This window comes from Paenibacillus diazotrophicus (assembly GCF_042610465.1).
Genome location: NZ_JBGJZN010000007.1, coordinates 325624 through 343265, shown reverse-complemented (window position 1 = coordinate 343265; position 17642 = coordinate 325624). Strand labels below are relative to the sequence as shown.

The following is a 17642-nucleotide window of genomic DNA, read 5'->3' as shown; positions in this document are numbered from 1 at the left end:
AAAACCAACAGAAACAGGACAACGGTGAACGTTCACCGTTGTCCTGTTTCTGTCGTCTTTTGAATAGAAAATATGTTGATTATGCAGAGTATACACTACCAGGGCAGCGTATTCCCTGCATAATCAACAAATGCCAGACTGTGATCCTGATAATCCGGCTGCAGACGTTTCTCTATTAATTGAAGAATGTGCTCTGCTGATTGATCTGGTGTCAGACTGCCTGACGTATCCAGCTTACCTTGCATATAGGTCTGAACATGGCCCGGATGAATCACCATTACCTTTCCACCCTGCTCCGAGATCTGATTATGAATCAGCTGTGACTGCATATTGAGGGCTGCCTTGGACATACAGTAGGCATACCAGCTGGTACGCCAGCAGTTCCCGATGCTTCCTGCTTCTGATGAGATATTGACAACCAGTCTGTGTTCGCTCCGAAGAAGCAATCCCATCAGACCATTAGACATCCGGAGCGAACCCAGTGCATTCACCCGGAATACAAGCTCCATCTCTTCAAAGTTCAGCTCATCCTGAATCGTTGCCTGCATATCGCCCAGAATTGCAGCATTATTAATTAGCATATCCAGCCGGTCTGTAATAGCCGCCACCTCCTGCAGCGCCAGCTTCACACTAGTATCATCGCTGATATCAAGCGGCAGCACATGCAGGCTGTCTGCATAAGTATTTACCAGCTGTTCCAGCGCAGGATTCTGCTGCAGATACTGTCCTGCAATTACATGATAACCCTGTTCCAGCAACCCTTTGGCCAGACTGAACCCTACTCCCCGATCCGCACCGGTCACCATCGCCCAGTGATTATTCATCCTAAAACACCTCCTGCGGCTGATTATACAATGATAAATCATAACTGAGGACAATAAATGCACAAATGATTACATATATTGGTGTTGTATTTCACGATATAATCTCTTGTAAGCGTTATCAATATAAGGAATGGAGGTGTTCTTTTCGTGTATACCCATGTCATCACTATGATGAACAATCTGCGGCTAAGGACCAAGCTCCTCTTGTCCTTTGGCTGTGTCACGCTCATTCCGGTATTGATTGTGGGAGTGTTCCTGACGAGTGAGCTGCGGAATATGGCAATGGATAATGCGCTGAAACAGATTACGGCCAATGTGGACCGGGTGAAGAAACGGACCGGCGAAATGCTTAATGTTCCACTCGATATCGCTTACCGTCTGTCCAATGACAGCCGTCTGGAGGAGGCCGCCAACCACCGCTACGTGTCGGTATATGATGTGGTGCAAGCCTACTGGAATTACCCCGACTTCCGTGAATTTGTCCGGCTGTACAGGGAAATCTCCAGTATCCGCCTGTACATCGACAATCCGACTGTTCTGGACAATTGGGAGTTTCTGCAGGCGGATGAGCAGGTTACACAGGAGCCGTGGTACCAAACAGCATTGACCCAGAAGGGGATGGTGTGTTGGAACTATATTCTCGACAACCGCGATGGTCAATATTATCTCAGCCTGATCCGCAAGGTTGATTTTTTTAAACAGCGGACTTCCGGGGTGCTGGTTGTAAACGTAAATGCGGAGAAACTGAATGACATCCTGGACCAGGAGAGCTTTGAAACCCTCATTGTCGATGAGAATGACCATATTGTGGCCTCCAACCGTGCGGGCACCCTCGGCAAAACTCTGAACGATATAGACTTTAAGGCTGTATCGTCTGCCGGACAAGGACCCTATGATGTATCGATTGAAGGCAAGCCTTTCAAAATGCTGATTGATGACTGGCAGCCGGGAGGAAGCCTGAACAGCCTGCGCATCATCTCGATCTTCTCCGTAGAAAGTATCGTGGAGGAGCCCAACCGGATTATTTCGCTCGCTTCTTCGGTCATTATCTCCGCATTAATTATGGCTATTCTGCTGATTTACTACTTCTCGCGGCTGCTTACCGGACGGATGCTGCATCTAAGCAAGCATATTTCCAAGGTGGGTTCCGGCAATTTGGGAGCTACGCTCGTAATTGACGGTAAAGATGAAATCGGCCAGTTGGCCAGACAGTTCAATCATATGGTACGGAACATTAATGATCTAATGAGTGAAGTTCAAGAATCCAACCGGCAACGAAATGCTACCCTGCTGAAGCAAAATGAGATCAAATTCAAAATGATGGCCAGCCAGATCAACCCCCACTTTCTTTTCAATGCCCTGGAATCTATCCGGATGAAAGCCCATGTCAGGGGACAGGCCGATATATCACAAGTCGTTCGGCTGCTTGGGAAAATGATGCGCAAGAACCTGGAGGTAGGCAACGGGATGATCAGCCTGCAGAGCGAACTGGAGACCGTTAATTGTTATCTGGTCATCCAGAAATTCCGTTATGATGACAGGCTCAATTATGAGCTACACGTAGATCCCGAGGCTAATCTCATTCAGATTCCCCCGCTTATTATTCAGCCGTTGGTGGAGAACTGCGTAGTCCACGGGCTGGAAGATCAGATCGACGGAGGCATGGTCCGCTTGGACATCCGCATTGAAGACGAGCAGCTCAAAGTCCAGGTCTCCGACAATGGAACAGGCATTTCCAAACAGCGGATGCAAGAAATCCGGGAGATGCTGGAGGACAAGGATGACTATGAAACCAATAATATCGGGATGCGCAATATTCATTTGCGGCTCAAGCTGACCTACGGCCCGGAATATGGGCTGAGTCTGGCAAGCCAGAACGGTTTTGGCACGCAGATCAGCTTTGTGATCCCCCTTAGGAGTGATACTTATGTATAGTGTGCTGATTGTGGATGATGAACAAGCCATTCGTGAAGGGCTTGCGGCACTGCTGGACTGGGAGAGCCTGGGCTATCAGGTCGTTGATACCGCAGCGAATGCTATTGAAGCGAAACATAAATATGAGCTGTACTCCCCGGATCTGATGATTGTCGATATCCGCATGCCCGGCAGAGACGGCCTGGAGCTTATTCAGGAGCTGCGGGAAAATGATCCGGAGATGCATATCATTATCCTCAGCGGGTATGCAGATTTCAGTTATGCCAAGCGTGCAATGACCTTCGGGATCGACAATTACTTGCTGAAGCCGGTGGATGAAGATGAATTACATCACTATTTGTCCACTCTGTCCGCAGAGCTTGCCGCACGGACCGTGCACCGGAAGAAGCATGCTGCTGTCAAAGTATGGAGCAGGGAAATGCTGATCCAGTCCCTGCTGATGGAGAATAACCTGCAGACATCGTCCTCCCTGGATGCAGCCGTGCTTGAATCCGGAATACACTGGGATTCCTATCAGGTGGTCCTGATCCGGCTGCTGCTTCAGGACAATGCAGATAATGGTCCCTCAACGGCAGTGAAGGCGAGACTTACAGCCAGCTTTGAAGAACAGGAATGGGGTATTGTTTTCTCTATGGACTCTTATTTGGGCGTTCTGCTCCAGCCTTCTTTCCAGAAGGAGCTCGTGCGTAAATTAATGGTCCAGAATATACAAGAAGCGGTAACGTCCCAAGGGCTGGACTGTATCATTGCCGCGGGCGATATGGTGGACACTCTGCAGGAGGTTCCCCGCTCCCACCAATCGGCACTGGCCCGGATGAAGGAGCATTTTTTTTACGATGAGCCGGGGATGATCGGACCCGATTCCCTCAAGCTGAAGCAAGGGCTTCCGTTCACTGCGGAAGAATCGGAATCCGGCCTTGTCTCTGTGGTGGAACGGCTGTTTTTTGCCATGGATATCGGGAGCATTGAGGTACTATCCCCACTGATCCGGGAAGCCGGAGATCTGATGATTGCCGCCTGTTATTCAGAGATGGCGATGAAATCACGTTATGTGAGACTGGTCACCTATCTGATCAACAAGCTCTCGCTGCATTACAAGGAGCTGGAACAGCTGCAGAGCGGAATGGATGAGCAGATCGAGCAAATCTACCGACACACCTCCCTCCCCAGACTGCAGACGCATGTCATTCATCTTCTGGAGCAATATGCTGCCGGTATAGCCCATGACGATATGGAGGTCTTAATAAAACGGATGCTGGACCTCATCCACCGCCATTATCAGGAGAATCTGAAGCTGGATACGCTCGCCGAGGTGTTCACTTACAGCAGCGCCTACCTGGGCAAGCTGTTCAAGAACAGCACTGGCCTACCCTTCAACAGCTATCTGGACAAAGTCCGCATCGAAAAAGCCAAGGATCTGCTGGATCAAGGCTGTAAAATCCATCAGGCCGCAAGCGAAGTCGGCTTCAGTGATGTGGATTATTTCCGGGAAAAGTTCAAGAAGCTCGAAGGTATTTCTCCTTCCGACTATCGCAGAAAAGGCACAATTTGACCGCCAGTTAATTTCAGAAAGCGCTTACGAAAAAGGCGGATTCCTCCCTGTTTTTTAACTCAAATGTTCGGGTGTTTCCCGGATTCTTCATAGATTATGATAATGCCATATCGAAGGAGGGACATAAATGAAAGCGATTACCGCTAAAGTAGAGCCGGTGCCAAAGAAGCCTGCCTCACGTTTTTGGCCAAAGTTCCTGCAGCAGAAATATCTCTATATGATGTCTGTTCCGTTTGTACTGTGGGCATTTGTCTTCAACTATCTGCCTTTGTGGGGATGGACGATGGCCTTTCAGAAATACAAGCCGGGCAAATCCTTTTTCGAGCAGAAATGGGTCGGGCTGAAATACTTCAAGGAGCTGTTCCAGGATGAGCAGTTCTTCAATGCACTCCGCAACACACTGGCGATGAGCATTATGGGCCTGCTGGCCGGATTCATTATTCCCATTATTTTCGCCGTTCTCCTGAACGAGGTGCGGCTGATGTTCCTGAAACGTTTTGTACAGACGGTCTCCTACCTGCCCCACTTCGTGTCCTGGGTGGTTGCTGCGGGGATTATTACCAAGATGCTCTCTACCGACAACGGTGCGGTGAACGACCTGCTGATGAGTCTGCACCTGATTAGCGAACCCATCCAATTCATGGCCAAAGGCAATCTGTTCTGGGGCATTGTCACCGCTTCAGATGTCTGGAAAGAAACCGGCTGGAACACGATTATCTATCTCGCAGCCATTTCCGGTATCGGTCCGGAGCTGTATGAAGCCGCAAGAGTGGATGGTGCAAGCCGGCTCCAGCAGGTGCGGAACATAACACTGCCGGGGATCCGGACGACAATTGTGATCCTGCTGATCATTTCCATCGGCCACTTAATCAGTATCGGATTCGAGAAACAGTTCCTGCTGGGCAACAATCTGGTGCGCGATTATTCCCAGACACTGGACCTGTACGCACTGAACTACGGGCTTGGGATGGGGCGTTTCTCCTTCGGTACAGCCATCAACATCTTCAACTCTGTGGTGAGTGTGATTCTGCTGTTTGTAGCGAACGGTATTTTCAAAAAAATAACTAAGGAAAGCATCATTTAGGAGGCCCTTTATGCTGAATAACAGACTGGCCGCCGCATCCTGGTCAGACCGCATCTTCGATTTGGTAGTCTATGTGGCGATTACTGTGGTGACCATCGCTACGTTATATCCTTTTCTGAATGTATTGGCGATCTCTTTTAACGACTCTACGGACAGTATCAAGGGCGGGATTACGGTCTTTCCCCGCGTGTTTACGTTCAAGAACTATGAGACGATCTTCGCCTATTCCGGGCTGATGACCGGACTGAAGATTTCTGTTCTGCGTACGGTCATAGGGACGATCCTCGGGCTGATCAGCGCCTCCATGCTGGCCTTCACCCTGAGCCGGGTGGACTTTCAGGGACGCAAGTTCGTCTCCACCTTTCTGGCGCTGACGATGTACGTCTCAGGCGGACTGATCCCCTTCTATATTCTGATCAAAAACCTGCATATGATGGGGACCTTCGGCGTATATGTCCTGCCCAGTCTTGTTAGCGCGTTCAACGTATTCGTGATCCGATCCTTCATCGACGGACTGCCTTATGCCCTGCAGGAATCCGCCAAGCTGGATGGTGCCAATGACTTCACGATTTACTGGCGGGTAATCCTCCCGCTGACCAAGCCGGCGCTGGCGACCATCGCCCTGTTCCTGGCCGTCGGCCAGTGGAATGCATGGTTCGACACCTATCTCTATAACGGTTCCAAGGAGGGGCTGACCACCCTGCAGTTCGAGCTCATGAAGGTCATCCAGAGTACCACAACCAACGCCGATAACTTCCGCGGCCGCAATATGGTCGAGGTCATGGCGCAGATTTCCCCCGAATCGGTCAAAATGGCGATCACGATCGTGGTCACGGTGCCTATTCTGGTGGTCTATCCGTTCCTGCAGCGCTACTTCGTCAAGGGCATGACACTGGGTTCGGTAAAAAGCTAGGCCGCTTGCGGTATCATCAGGCTTTGCCTGTGTGTATACAATACATTTTTCACGAGAAAAAGGGAGGGTTTCTATTCATGACAAGAAAGACAGCGAAACCGTACGTGCTGCTAATGGTCTTGACCTTGCTCCTCAGTGTGCTGGCCGGCTGCAGCGGTTCGAACAATACCAAGAATACGGCAGATAATGCCGAGGCTACTAAGGCTGCTAATGGAGGCACTGCCACTGCTACTGCAGAGGCTACGGCCGAAGCCGAAGATCTAAGTCCGCTGACACTCTCCTTCTTCGCAGAAGACCCGAATCCGAACTGGAATAATATGAAGGATGAGGTCAGCACCATCATCACTGAAAAAACAGGCGTTACGCTCGATGCGGAATTTGCCGTAGGCGATCCGCAGCAAAAAATCGCCCTGATCGCAGCCGGCGGCGAATATCCTGACATCATCTCCGCCAAAGGCGATATCGGTAAGCTGGTCGATGCCGGAGCGGTAATTGATCTGACCGAACTCATCGACAAATATGCACCCAACATCAAGCGTGTGCTCGGCGATAACCTGGCCCGGGCAAAGTATACCAATGAAGACCAGTCCATCTATTCCATCCCGACCTGGGCTGCGGTAGATGAGAAGAAATTCGTAGCTGGCGGAGGGTTCGAGCTGCAGCACCGCGTTGTGAAGGAAGCCGGGTATCCGGAGATCAAGACGGTTACGGATTACGAAAATGTGATCAAAGCCTATTTAGATAAGCATCCCACCGATGAGAACGGCAACAAAAACATCGGAGTCTCCCTGAACGCGGATGACTGGCATATGTACATTTCTGTAACCAACCCTGCCGTGTCTACCACAGGCGGCTCGGATGACGGGGAATATTATGTAGACCAAGAAACACATGAAGCTATCTACCACTTCCGCCGTCCTGAAGAGAAGGAATACTTCCGCTGGCTGAACCACATGAATGACATCGGCCTGCTCGACAAGGAGAGCTTTGTGCAGAAGTATGACCAATATAAAGCCAAAGTCGCAACAGGACGTGTGCTCGGCCTGATTGACCAGGACTGGGACTACAATGATGCTCAGCAGGCCCTCAAGACAGCAGGCAAATTCGAGCAGACCTACGGTCACTATCCGGTGACGCTGAAGGAAGAATATAAGGAAACCAGCTTCTGGCCTACCGGATTCATGGGCGGTTACGGGATCTCCATTTCCAGCACGAATCCCGATCCGGTCCGCACCATCAAGTTCCTGGACTACCTGGCATCCGATGAAGGACAAATTCTGAATAACTGGGGTATCGAAGGCAAGCATTATAAGATCGAGAACGGCAAACGTGTGGTTCCTGCAGAAGTTCAGGACCGGATCAACAACGACAATACAGCATTCACCAAGGAGTCAGGCATCGGCTTCTACTGGAATATGATGGTTCACTACGGCGACGGCGCTAAGGATTCGACTGGCAACTACTATACCAAGAACTTCCCTGAACAACTGGTGCTCGGCTACAGTGACGTTGAGAAAGAAACTTTGGCTGCCTACAAAGCTACCACTTGGAAGGATCTCTTCCCGAAAGAAGAAGAATTCAAGGAAAAAGCATACGGAGCCGCTTGGAACATCGCCATTCCTGGGGAAGATGAAGTCTCCATTCTTGGCAACAAAATGAGAGACATTACATGGAAACGCATCCCTCAAGCCATTCTGGCTAAGCCAGCAGACTTCGACAAAATCTGGGATGCCTACATGGCAGATCTCGACAAAGCCGGCGTAGCAAAAATGGAAAAGGGCTACACCAAATATGTGCAGGACCGTGTCGCCTTATGGAGTAGTAAATAAGAGCAACCTGAATTATGCAGCAACAATAAGAGCCATGCGGATAAACCGCACGGCTCTTGTTGTGTGTATATGATGCCCGCCCGCCGGTAAGATCATGGAGGCGAACATTTAGAGGACCGCTACTCCGAAAGCTAGCTCCAATGTTCTTCCACAGTAGTTCCCCAAATCCCGCAAGCAGCTTTACTTTACCGGTACATAATATAGCTATCCCGCAACTGAACCGTTCCAGCCGCGGCATACAGGGATACGCTCTGGCAATGGCTGCCTGGGAAAATCAGACTTGTGACCGATACCAGCCCGTCGTTCGCGAAGATTTCAACCGAACAGGAATCCACAAGCACACGCAGATTGCGGAGAGTACCCAGTGCTTCTGTAGTCTGCATATCCTTGAACATATCCGAGAATCCGGTTTCTCCGGACTGATCTCTTTTCAGTATAAGAGTTCCCTCGGCAGCAGAATAAGAAAGAACCGTCTGATAGGAACCGGCATACTTAAGAATGATTCCGAACTCCTCCGCATGATATTCCCCGATGTTCACATTCAGTTCCATCACGGACGCATCCAGTTTGACCTCGTACTTGCCGCCAGGCTGGAGCAGCAGGTTCGGCAAGGTTATTTGCTGGTCCAAGTATTGCGTTAGCTCCCTGACCGGCTGCTGACAAAGCCGAATCTCACCTTCAACTTCGCGGAGTGACAATGATCTGGGAATCGTCATCGCCCCCCTCCAACCTAGGGTCGGAGTCTGCTTCGCATAGCGCCAGTTGCTCATCCAGCCGATATAGATTCTTCTCCCGTCTTCCTCTGGAATATCCGAGAAGCTGACCCCGGCATAGTTGTCTTTGCCGTAATCCAGCCACCGGATATCATTATGCTCCGGTGTAAAGACCGATCCGTCAAACGAACCGATGAAGTATTGGGTCCTGGACCCGTGATTCAATCGTTTGTTATCGGCAATACTGACCAGGAGCACCCATTGGTGTTCCTCCGTCCCCTCTACCGGAAGTTCGAACAAATCGGGACATTCCCACACATCTTCATGGGAGCCAGCTCCCTCACCGAACTCACTTTCCAGTCTCCACTCTCTCAGATTCACAGAAGAATACAATGTGATCGTCTGATCTGTAGCAAGAACCATGATCCACTTGCTGAAGCTTTCAGACCAGAACACTTTGGGATCGCGGAAATCAGGCTTGGACGGGTGTGTAAGCACAGGATTCCCTTCATACTTCATCCAGGTTCTTCCGTTGTCGTGGCTGTATGCGAGACTCTGACTTTGGACCGCCGGGGTGTCTGCACTTCCATCCAAATGACTGGTATAAATCGCTACAATCCCCGGCTTCTCAGGGAACAAACCGGAGGTATTATTCCAGTCGGCAACTGCACTTCCTGAGAACGCCGCTCCGTTATGGTCCGGATATAAGGCGATATCCAGCTCTTCCCACTGAATCAGGTCCTTACTGACAGCATGCCCCCAGTGCATAGGGCCCCATGTGGTGGAGAAGGGATGATACTGGTAGAACAAATGATACTCTCCTTCAAAATAAATCAGTCCATTCGGGTCATTCATCCAGTTCTGTTCCGGAGAAAAATGCACTACAGGCCTGTATTTGGCTTTTTCCAGAATCCCCACTCTTCATCACCCTTTATATTGGATATGTTATTGGCATGTGCTTCCTTCTGTATGCTTGTAACTCTTGTAGATCAGTTTATCATACTCTCCAGATTGCATTTCACAAGATAGCTCATCGCCCCACAAAAAAAGGAGCCGGAGGTCTCCAACAGACCCACAGCCCCTCAGTTATGAATAAGTCAGGTTACTTTTCCAGCGGAAACCCGAAGTAACGCTCAGCATTATGATAGCAAATGTCCTGAACGATGCCTCCCAGGAACGCAAGATCCCCCGGCGCTTCGCCGTCAGCCACCCAGCCTCCGATCAGATTACAGAGAATCCGCCGGAAATACTCGTGCCGCGTGTAGGAAAGGAAGGACCTGGAATCCGTGAGCATCCCTACGAAACAGCTTAACAGACCCAGATTGGACAATGACGTCAGTTGCTTCAGCATCCCGTCCTTCTGGTCGTTGTACCACCAGCCGGAGCCGAACTGGATTTTCCCCTTGATTCCGCCTCCCTGAAAAGAACCTGCCATCGCGGCCAGCACATCATTCTGCACCGCATTCAGATTGTACAGAATCGTTCGCGGAAGCTCTCCGGTCCGTTCCAGTCCGTCGAGCAGCTTGTACAGGCTATCCGCATAGCTGCCGTCTCCGATAGTATCGAAGCCTGTATCCGGGCCAAGCTCACGGAACATGCGTGAATTCGGATTGCGGATCGCTCCGATATGAAGTTGCATCGCCCAGCCGTGGGCGGCATACTTACGGCCCATTGCAAGGAATAACGCCGTCTGATACTGGTCGGCTTCCAGGCGGCTTAAGACTCCGCCGCTCATACGTTTGCTGAAGATGGCCTCCAGCACGGACGGTGCTGCCTCAGCAAAGGGAAGATGCGAGAACCCGTGGTCGGAGACCTTGCAGCCATACTTATCAAAATACTCAATCCGCTCCAGCAAGGCACGTTCCATGAGTACATAGGAAGTGATGGCATAACCTACAGCATGCTCCAGACTGTACACATATTCCAGAAAAGCATCGGATTCAATCTGCAGCGCCTTATCCGGACGGAACGTCGGCGTAACGCCGGTTTGGAACCCTTTTTGCCCGGCGATTTGCCTGTGGTAGTGCAGATCGTCGGCCGGATCATCTGTAGTACAGATCCATTTCACCTTAGAACGGGTAATCAGCCCCTGGGCCGTGAAGCCATCCTGAGCGATAAGAGAATTGCAATGATCATATATCCGCCGCCAATTCTGCGAGGTTAACTGCTCCTCCACACCAAAGTAAGCCTTTAGCTCCAGCGCCGACCAGTGATACAGCGGGTTGCCCACGGTAAAGGGCAGCACCTCGCTCCACTTGGCGAACTTGTCCTCATCCGATGCATTACCCGTAATATATTTCTCGTCGACGCCGAACGTTCTAAGCGCCCGCCATTTGTAGTGGTCTCCGCCCAGCCACACTTCAGTTATGCTGCTAAACCGCTTATTCTCAGCAATGGCCCCCGGGTCCAGATGGCAATGGTAGTCGATAATCGGGAGCGCTTCGGCATACTCATGGTAGAGCACCCGGGCTTCCTCAGTCTGCAGCAGAAAATCCTCATGTATAAAAGGCTTCATCGTCATTCTCCTCTCCCTACTTCAGAACCTTCTCCAAGGTTCTCCGCACGGCTCCCGGACCGGCCAGCATTTCCAGGAACATGCCCTCGATTTTGCTTCCGAGGCCAATCTCATAGAGCGGAACACCGAAGAGCTGCTCATCTTCAAGAATCGAGCGTACATTGGCGGATAGGTCTCCGAGGCTGACCCCTTTCAGATGTCCTTGCAGTGTTTCCAGCAGCGGATCCGGACTTAGCGTGAAAGCTTCACCCTCATCATTCACTCCGAGCAGATACCGGCACCAGACCGCAATGGCCAGCGGAATGGCTGTCAGCTCTGCTGGTTCCAGATCATCGCGGCGGATATAGGATTTAAGGGTCTCACCGAACCGGATACCCACCTTCTGCGAGGTATCGGTAGCAATCCGCTGCGGCGTATCAGGGATAAACGGATTGGCGAAGCGCTCGGTCAGCACTTCGTCCAGGAACTGCTTCGGACTGAGAATGCCCGGGTCTACCACAACCGGCAGCCCTTCCTTATAGCCGATGATCTCCACGAACTTACGCAAGGTATCATCCTTCATCTCATCCGCAATCAGGGTATAACCAAGCAGACAGCCGGATACGGCAAGCGCCGTATGCAGCGGATTGAGGCAGGTTGTAACCTTCATCGTCTCCACATTATTGACCGTATCCCGGTCGGTGAAGATGATACCCGCTTCCTCCAGCAGAGGGCGGCCGTTCGTGAACTTGTCCTCAATCACCAGATATTCACTAATCTCCGCGTTGACGAAGGGAGCCGTATAGGTATTCTTGGAGGTAATGATTACATTCATATCGCCAATTCCTTGCTCCAGCAGCGCCGCTTGTACCGATTCCGAAGGGCGCGGCGTGATTTTGTCGATCATCGATAGCGGAAAGGCAATGAGTTGCTCATCCTCCAGATAGGCCACGAAATCTTCCTCTACCAGCCCCTTTGCCGCCCATTCCTTCGCAATCGTAACCACACCGTTCTTCAGCTTGTCGCCGTTATGGGAGCAGTTGTCCATGCTGACAAAGGTCATTGGATAAGCACCCTTCAAATAACGCTTGTATGCAAGAGAGGCCACAATGCTCATGGCATGAACCGGCTGCTCCGGCCCGCCTTCGATATCCTTGTCCACGATGCCCAGATACTTTCCGTTTGGACCCGTGAGCGAATAGCCCTTCTCCGTGATGGTGAAGCTGGCCATTTGCAGGCTGGGGTTCTCGAACACTTCAATCAGGCGGCGGTAATCCGCTTCACGGTTCTTGTCCGCTGCGATTCCTTCTACGATGCTGCTGATGATTTTTTCCTGAAAATCTCCGTTTGCGTTCATCAACACCAGTAGCGTCAAGTTGTCATACGGCTTGTATACCTTATCGATCATCTCAAAGTCAAAGGTTTCCGCCGCGATGATACCTGTATCCGCTTTGCCGCTGTCCAGCAGCTTCTGGTGGGCATTCGCCACGAATCCTCGGAAAATGTTGCCTGCACCGAAATGAATCCATTCCGGCTTCCGTGCTGTATTCTCCGCCACCTGCGCGTAGTCGAACTTCGGTAGCTCCACTCCCGCCGCGTTCCAGGCTGCCGCTTCTCCTTGGATACTGTTTCTGTTCAGGCGCAGCATTTATTTCGCCCCCTTGACATTGTCCAGGCTGTCCCAGACGCCAAGCAAATACATGATCCCAAGAGCTCTGTCGTAGAGCCCATAGCCAGGACGGCAGTTTTTCTCTTCACCCCACAAATGGCGCCCGTGATCCGGACGGACATAACCGGTAAATCCATTGTCGTGATAAGCCTTGACGACCTCCGCCACATCGACACTTCCATCGCGCCCGCGATGCGATACCTCAATGAAATCCCCGTTCTCAAACACCTTCACATTGCGGATATGGGCAAAATGAATACGGTCATGGAACTCGCGGATCATTGCTGGCAGATCGTTATCTGGATTCGTGCCCAGCGACCCTGTGCAGAAGGTCAGACCGTTGTACGGGCTATCCACCAAGTCCAGGAATCGGCGGATCATATCCCGGTTACGGATAATGCGCGGCAACCCAAAGATCGGCCATGCCGGATCGTCAGGATGGATCGCCATCTTGATATCCACTTCCTCACATACCGGAATGATGCGCTCCAGGAAGTACTTGAGGTTCTCGAACAGGATGTCTTCTGTCACATTCGCGTAGGAGGCAAACAGCTCATCCAGCTTCGCCAGGCGCTCAGGCTCCCAGCCCGGCATGGTAAATTCTCCGGCTCCCTTGAGAATCCGGTCCACCATCTCCCGCGGATTGTCGGTAATGGCAGCCTTTTCATAAAAGAGGGCATTGGAGCCGTCGGGCAATTCCTTGTAGAGCTCCGTACGGGTCCAGTCAAACACCGGCATGAAATTGTAGCAGATTACCTTTACGCCGACTTTAGACAGTTTGCGGATGGTGTCAATATAAATATCGATATATTTATCACGGGTTGGTAAGCCGATTTTGATATCATCATGAACGTTGACGCTCTCGACCACAGCCGTACTGAAGCCTTTGCTGGTAATTTGATCCGCCACTTCCTGGATGCGTTCCATTTCCCACACTTCTCCTGCCACTTTCTCATGCAAAGACCAGACGATACCCATCACTCCCGGAATCTGCCGGATATGATCAAGCGTGATATTGTCATTGCCCTCACCATACCATCTCCACGTCATGTTCATTGATAACCCCTCCTATGATTGTCTTCTCCATCAATCTTGTATACAAGATTTTCTTGATCATAGAATAAGACTCTACTGTTGTCAACACAATATAAATTAGAGTATGTAAGGATAATATGATTCTATTTATTCAACCCTTTTGATAAACAATTTTATTATCTTCTATCATCATGTATACTAGTATTATCATGTCATTAACTATTGAAAGCAGGAAGAGAAATGTCGATCAAAGATGAAATCTTGAATACACTGAAGCACGAGATTCTCACCCTTATCCTGAAGCCAGGCACTATTCTGAGCGAAACAGCCCTTTCTGACCGATTTCAGATTTCACGGACGCCGCTGCGTGACGTGCTGAAACAGCTTGCACTGGAATCCTATACTGATATTTATCCCAAAAAAGGGAACATCGTGTCCTATATAGATCTTGAATCCGTTGAACAGATCACTTATCTGCGAAGCACCCTAGAGAAAGAAATTCTCAAGGATCTATCATCACAATTGCTGCTGACCGGGCTGCATGAGCTCAAAGACATTCTGGAGAGGCAGAAAGAAGTCATCGGAAAAGAAAACGACATCGATTCCTTTCTCAATCTGGATGATGCGTTCCACCGTGCTATGTACCGGCTCGCCGGGCGTGAGTTCCTGTGGAATCTGATTCAGCAGTCCAATGTGCACTACCTGCGCTACCGCAGGCTGCACATGCTAAAGACAGAGAAGCTGGAAGGAATCTGGAAGGAGCACCAGACCCTTCTCGAACTCCTGGTACACAAGGATACAGAGCACATCGGACCTCTGATTCACCACCATCTGCGGGAAGATATCCATTCGTTGGACTTTCAGGAGAACTTCTCAGAGTACTTAAAAAAATAGTCCAATATCAAAGAAAGGCTGTCTAGGATCCTTTAAACTGCTGTTCATTAAAAGATGTATAATAGTGAAAAATGATTCAAAAAAGGATGTCATATTATGCTTCTTGCTATAAACAGGACGCTGAACCGAATGATGCCGTTAATCACTCCCCTTAGCGTTCTGACCGGAGTCCTCTGCGGAAGTTCACTCTCCTCCTATACCTATCTGGCTCCCTGGCTGTTCGCTTTTATGACATTTGCCGGAAGTATCAGTCTTGGATTCAAAGATTTCGTGAGCGTACTCAAAAAACCCCTGCCTCTGTTCGCCTGTTTATTCATTTTGCACATTGCCATGCCGCTATTTGCCGCAGGAATCGGGAATGTGCTGTATCATTCGGATGAATTTACAATCACAGGCCTTGTACTTGCCGCAGTAATTCCAACGGGAGTAAGCAGCTTTATCTGGGTCAGCATTTACAAAGGAAATACGGCACTCACCCTGTCCATCATTCTGATCGACACCATGCTATCGCCTTTTATCGTACCGGGCGTGTTGTCTTTGCTGATTGGAACGAACGTAGAACTTGACGCGGGCGCTATGATGAGCAGCCTGTTCTGGATGATTGTGGTCCCGTCTCTGGCTGGCATGGTGCTTAATGAATGGACCAAAGGCGCAGTTGCCCCCGTATGGAGTCCCCGGCTGAATCCGGTCTCCAAACTTTGTATGGCAGCGGTTATCATCATTAACGGGTCTGTCATATCCCCGTACTTGGCTGATATCAACCTGCATCTGCTGGGCCTGGCCTTCGTCATTGTGCTTATGGCTTCAACGGGTTATGCCCTGTGCTTTCTGACGGCGAGGCTTATGCGCTGGAACGAAGCAGACGAAGTTGCCCTTATCTTCAATGGAGGCATGCGCAATATCAGCGCCGGCGCTGTCCTGGCCGTATCCTATTTTCCCGCTCCGGTAGCTGTTCCTGTAGTGCTAGGCATGGTGTTCCAGCAGCTGCTCGCTTCACTCGTCGGCTTTCTGCTCAGCCACCGCACGAAGGTCCGGAACACGGCTGATCAGACCTCGGCAGCGTAATTCCGAGAGCTGAAACAGCTCTTTCACCTGCTCCTACAATCTGCTGTTCACTATTAAAAGAGTTACACCGGTACACATAAAAATACGGCCCTCCCGGACCGTATCGCTTACCCTATTCATGATCAGTTGATTCAATTGACCGACTTATCGTACTGCAAGTAGACGACATGAGTCTGCAAATATTCGTTCAGGCCATATTTGCCGTCTGCACCGCCGATGCCGGATTTTCTCCAGCCTGCATGGAAACCTTGCATGGCTTCAAAGTTCTCACGGTTAATATAGGTTTCCCCGTATTTAAGACGCTTGATAACTTTCATGGCAACGTTCAAATTCCGCGTATATAGGGATGAGGTCAGGCCGAATTCACTGTCGTTAGCAAGCGTTATCGCTTCATCTAGGTTAGCAAAAGAAATGATCGGGATGACCGGTCCGAAGATTTCATCCTGAACGATCTCCATGTCATTGGTGGCATCGGTAATGACCGTTGGTTCGAAAAAGCTGCCGGCGCCTTGAACCTTTTTACCGCCGCAGGCGATTTTGGCTCCCTCTTCAACGGCACGGTCAACCTTTTGCTGCACGGATTCTTGTGCCGCCTTATTGATCAACGGACCCATTTGAATATCCTTGTCTTTCAGCGGATCGCCATACTTTACAGTCTTCATGGCTTCAACCAGACGGGTGGTGAATTCGCCTTTGATCTTCTCATGCACATATACCCGCTCCGCACAGTTGCAGACCTGCCCCGTATTAATTACCCGGGAATCCACTATCGCCCGAATCGCTATATCCAAATCGGCATCGTCCATGACAATGGCAGGAGCTTTGCCGCCCAGCTCCAGACTGACCTTGATGATATTCTCTGCAGCCGCCTGCATCACTTTTTGTCCTGCCGGCACACTGCCCGTGAGACTAACCATTCCGACTTTAGGATTGCTGGCCAATTCATTACCGACCTCTGCACCTCTGCCCGTGACAAGATTGAATACCCCTTGGGGAAGAGCAGCTTTGTCGACAATCTTGGCAAAGGCCACTGCGTTGTTTGGTGATTCGGCACTAGGTTTGACTACAATCGTATTTCCGGTAATCAGCGCCGGTGCCATTTTTCTGGCAATCAAGAAGAATGGAAAATTCCACGGCAAAATGCCTGTAGTTACCCCTATCGCCCGTTTAAACACAAAAATATTCTCATTATCACGGTCACTCTGCACGATTTCCCCTTCATAGCGGCGTGCCCATTCTGCCATATAATCCATATAGTCCGCTGTAAAATTAACCTCTACTGTAGATAATTCCAGTGTCTTGCCTACTTCTTCGGAGATCAGTCTGGCTAGACTATCCGCCTCCGCCCGAATTCCGTCTGCAATGGCATGAAGATACTTTCCTCTTTCAACTGCGGGGGTTTCTTCCCATGCAGTCTGGGCTGCTTCTGCTGCGTCAATGGCACGCACGACATCATTCCTTGTAGCTTTGGGAACCTGTGAAATCACTTCATCTGTTGCCGGATTAGTTACTTCCATCCACTCTTTGCCTTCAGATTCTGTAAATTGGCCGTTGATGTACATCAAATGCTTTTCCACTGTTTCTCCCCCTCATAAGGTAGATTGTTCCAATTGCCCTCCTCACAGTGTAAACGCT

The 17642-nt window shown here is 50.3% G+C and carries 13 protein-coding genes; 7 read left to right on the top strand and 6 right to left on the bottom strand.

Annotated elements, in window-relative coordinates; genetic code table 11:
* Nucleotides 1-95 precede the first annotated feature (95 nt).
* Nucleotides 96-824 carry an SDR family oxidoreductase gene (locus tag ACAN54_RS24240; protein ID WP_379161482.1) on the bottom strand — a complete coding sequence of 243 codons (729 nt, stop codon included), beginning with the start codon at nucleotides 822-824 and terminating at the stop codon, nucleotides 96-98.
* 147 nt (nucleotides 825-971) lie between these two features.
* Between ACAN54_RS24240 and ACAN54_RS24235 the strand changes: the two genes are divergently transcribed.
* From ACAN54_RS24235 to ACAN54_RS24215, 5 genes are all read left to right on the top strand, one after another.
* Complete coding sequence (locus ACAN54_RS24235; protein WP_379161480.1) at nucleotides 972-2759, top strand: sensor histidine kinase; 1788 nt, start codon at nucleotides 972-974, stop codon at nucleotides 2757-2759.
* The gene (locus ACAN54_RS24230; protein ID WP_379161478.1) at nucleotides 2752-4311 is read left to right on the top strand and encodes a response regulator; all 1560 of its coding nucleotides are present in this window, start codon (nucleotides 2752-2754) and stop codon (nucleotides 4309-4311) included. The genes ACAN54_RS24235 and ACAN54_RS24230 overlap by 8 nt, the downstream gene beginning before the upstream one ends.
* 127 nt (nucleotides 4312-4438) lie before the next feature.
* Nucleotides 4439-5395, top strand: a complete 957-nt coding sequence (locus tag ACAN54_RS24225; protein WP_379161476.1) for an ABC transporter permease — start codon at nucleotides 4439-4441, stop codon at nucleotides 5393-5395.
* A 10-nt stretch (nucleotides 5396-5405) separates the two neighbouring features.
* Nucleotides 5406-6308, top strand: coding sequence for a carbohydrate ABC transporter permease (locus ACAN54_RS24220; RefSeq protein ID WP_379161474.1), 903 nt, complete (start codon nucleotides 5406-5408; stop codon nucleotides 6306-6308).
* 77 nt (nucleotides 6309-6385) lie between these two features.
* Entirely contained in the window at nucleotides 6386-8137 is a 1752-nt protein-coding gene (locus ACAN54_RS24215) for an ABC transporter substrate-binding protein (RefSeq protein WP_379161472.1), read from the top strand.
* Between the two features lie 185 nt (nucleotides 8138-8322).
* On the opposite strand, the gene ACAN54_RS24210 is transcribed toward ACAN54_RS24215, so the two are convergent.
* The 4 genes from ACAN54_RS24210 to uxuA all read right to left on the bottom strand — a co-directional run bounded on the left by ACAN54_RS24210 (nucleotide 8323) and on the right by uxuA (nucleotide 14069).
* Complete coding sequence (locus ACAN54_RS24210; protein ID WP_379161470.1) at nucleotides 8323-9768, bottom strand: glycoside hydrolase family 32 protein; 1446 nt, start codon at nucleotides 9766-9768, stop codon at nucleotides 8323-8325.
* A 184-nt stretch (nucleotides 9769-9952) separates the two neighbouring features.
* Nucleotides 9953-11365: a glucuronate isomerase gene (uxaC, locus tag ACAN54_RS24205; protein ID WP_379161468.1), complete on the bottom strand. Its 1413-nt coding sequence runs from the start codon at nucleotides 11363-11365 to the stop codon at nucleotides 9953-9955.
* A gap of 16 nt (nucleotides 11366-11381) precedes the next feature.
* Entirely contained in the window at nucleotides 11382-12992 is a 1611-nt protein-coding gene (locus ACAN54_RS24200; RefSeq protein ID WP_379161466.1) for a mannitol dehydrogenase family protein, read from the bottom strand.
* Nucleotides 12993-14069, bottom strand: a complete 1077-nt coding sequence (gene uxuA, locus ACAN54_RS24195) for a mannonate dehydratase (RefSeq protein ID WP_379161464.1) — start codon at nucleotides 14067-14069, stop codon at nucleotides 12993-12995. It lies immediately after the preceding gene.
* Nucleotides 14070-14288: 219 nt separating this feature from the next.
* Here uxuA and ACAN54_RS24190 point away from each other — a divergent pair, with 219 nt between their 5' ends.
* Both ACAN54_RS24190 and ACAN54_RS24185 read left to right on the top strand, forming a co-directional pair.
* On the top strand, nucleotides 14289-14942 hold the full coding sequence (locus ACAN54_RS24190) for a GntR family transcriptional regulator (protein ID WP_379161462.1): 654 nt from the start codon (nucleotides 14289-14291) through the stop codon (nucleotides 14940-14942).
* A 96-nt stretch (nucleotides 14943-15038) separates the two neighbouring features.
* Nucleotides 15039-16007: a bile acid:sodium symporter family protein gene (locus ACAN54_RS24185; protein WP_379161460.1), complete on the top strand. Its 969-nt coding sequence runs from the start codon at nucleotides 15039-15041 to the stop codon at nucleotides 16005-16007.
* A gap of 131 nt (nucleotides 16008-16138) precedes the next feature.
* Here ACAN54_RS24185 and aldA read toward each other — a convergent pair whose 3' ends face one another.
* Nucleotides 16139-17584, bottom strand: coding sequence for an aldehyde dehydrogenase (aldA, locus tag ACAN54_RS24180; RefSeq protein WP_379161458.1), 1446 nt, complete (start codon nucleotides 17582-17584; stop codon nucleotides 16139-16141).
* Between the last annotated feature and the right edge of the window lie 58 nt (nucleotides 17585-17642).

Coding starts and splice junctions, on each gene's coding strand:
- uxuA (WP_379161464.1), bottom strand. CDS start 14,069: ATGAACATGACGTGGAGATGGTATGGTGAGGGCAATGACAATATCACG.
- ACAN54_RS24215 (WP_379161472.1), top strand. CDS start 6,386: ATGACAAGAAAGACAGCGAAACCGTACGTGCTGCTAATGGTCTTGACC.
- ACAN54_RS24230 (WP_379161478.1), top strand. CDS start 2,752: ATGTATAGTGTGCTGATTGTGGATGATGAACAAGCCATTCGTGAAGGG.
- ACAN54_RS24225 (WP_379161476.1), top strand. CDS start 4,439: ATGAAAGCGATTACCGCTAAAGTAGAGCCGGTGCCAAAGAAGCCTGCC.
- ACAN54_RS24240 (WP_379161482.1), bottom strand. CDS start 824: ATGAATAATCACTGGGCGATGGTGACCGGTGCGGATCGGGGAGTAGGG.
- uxaC (WP_379161468.1), bottom strand. CDS start 11,365: ATGAAGCCTTTTATACATGAGGATTTTCTGCTGCAGACTGAGGAAGCC.
- ACAN54_RS24220 (WP_379161474.1), top strand. CDS start 5,406: ATGCTGAATAACAGACTGGCCGCCGCATCCTGGTCAGACCGCATCTTC.
- ACAN54_RS24200 (WP_379161466.1), bottom strand. CDS start 12,992: ATGCTGCGCCTGAACAGAAACAGTATCCAAGGAGAAGCGGCAGCCTGG.
- ACAN54_RS24190 (WP_379161462.1), top strand. CDS start 14,289: ATGTCGATCAAAGATGAAATCTTGAATACACTGAAGCACGAGATTCTC.
- ACAN54_RS24185 (WP_379161460.1), top strand. CDS start 15,039: ATGCTTCTTGCTATAAACAGGACGCTGAACCGAATGATGCCGTTAATC.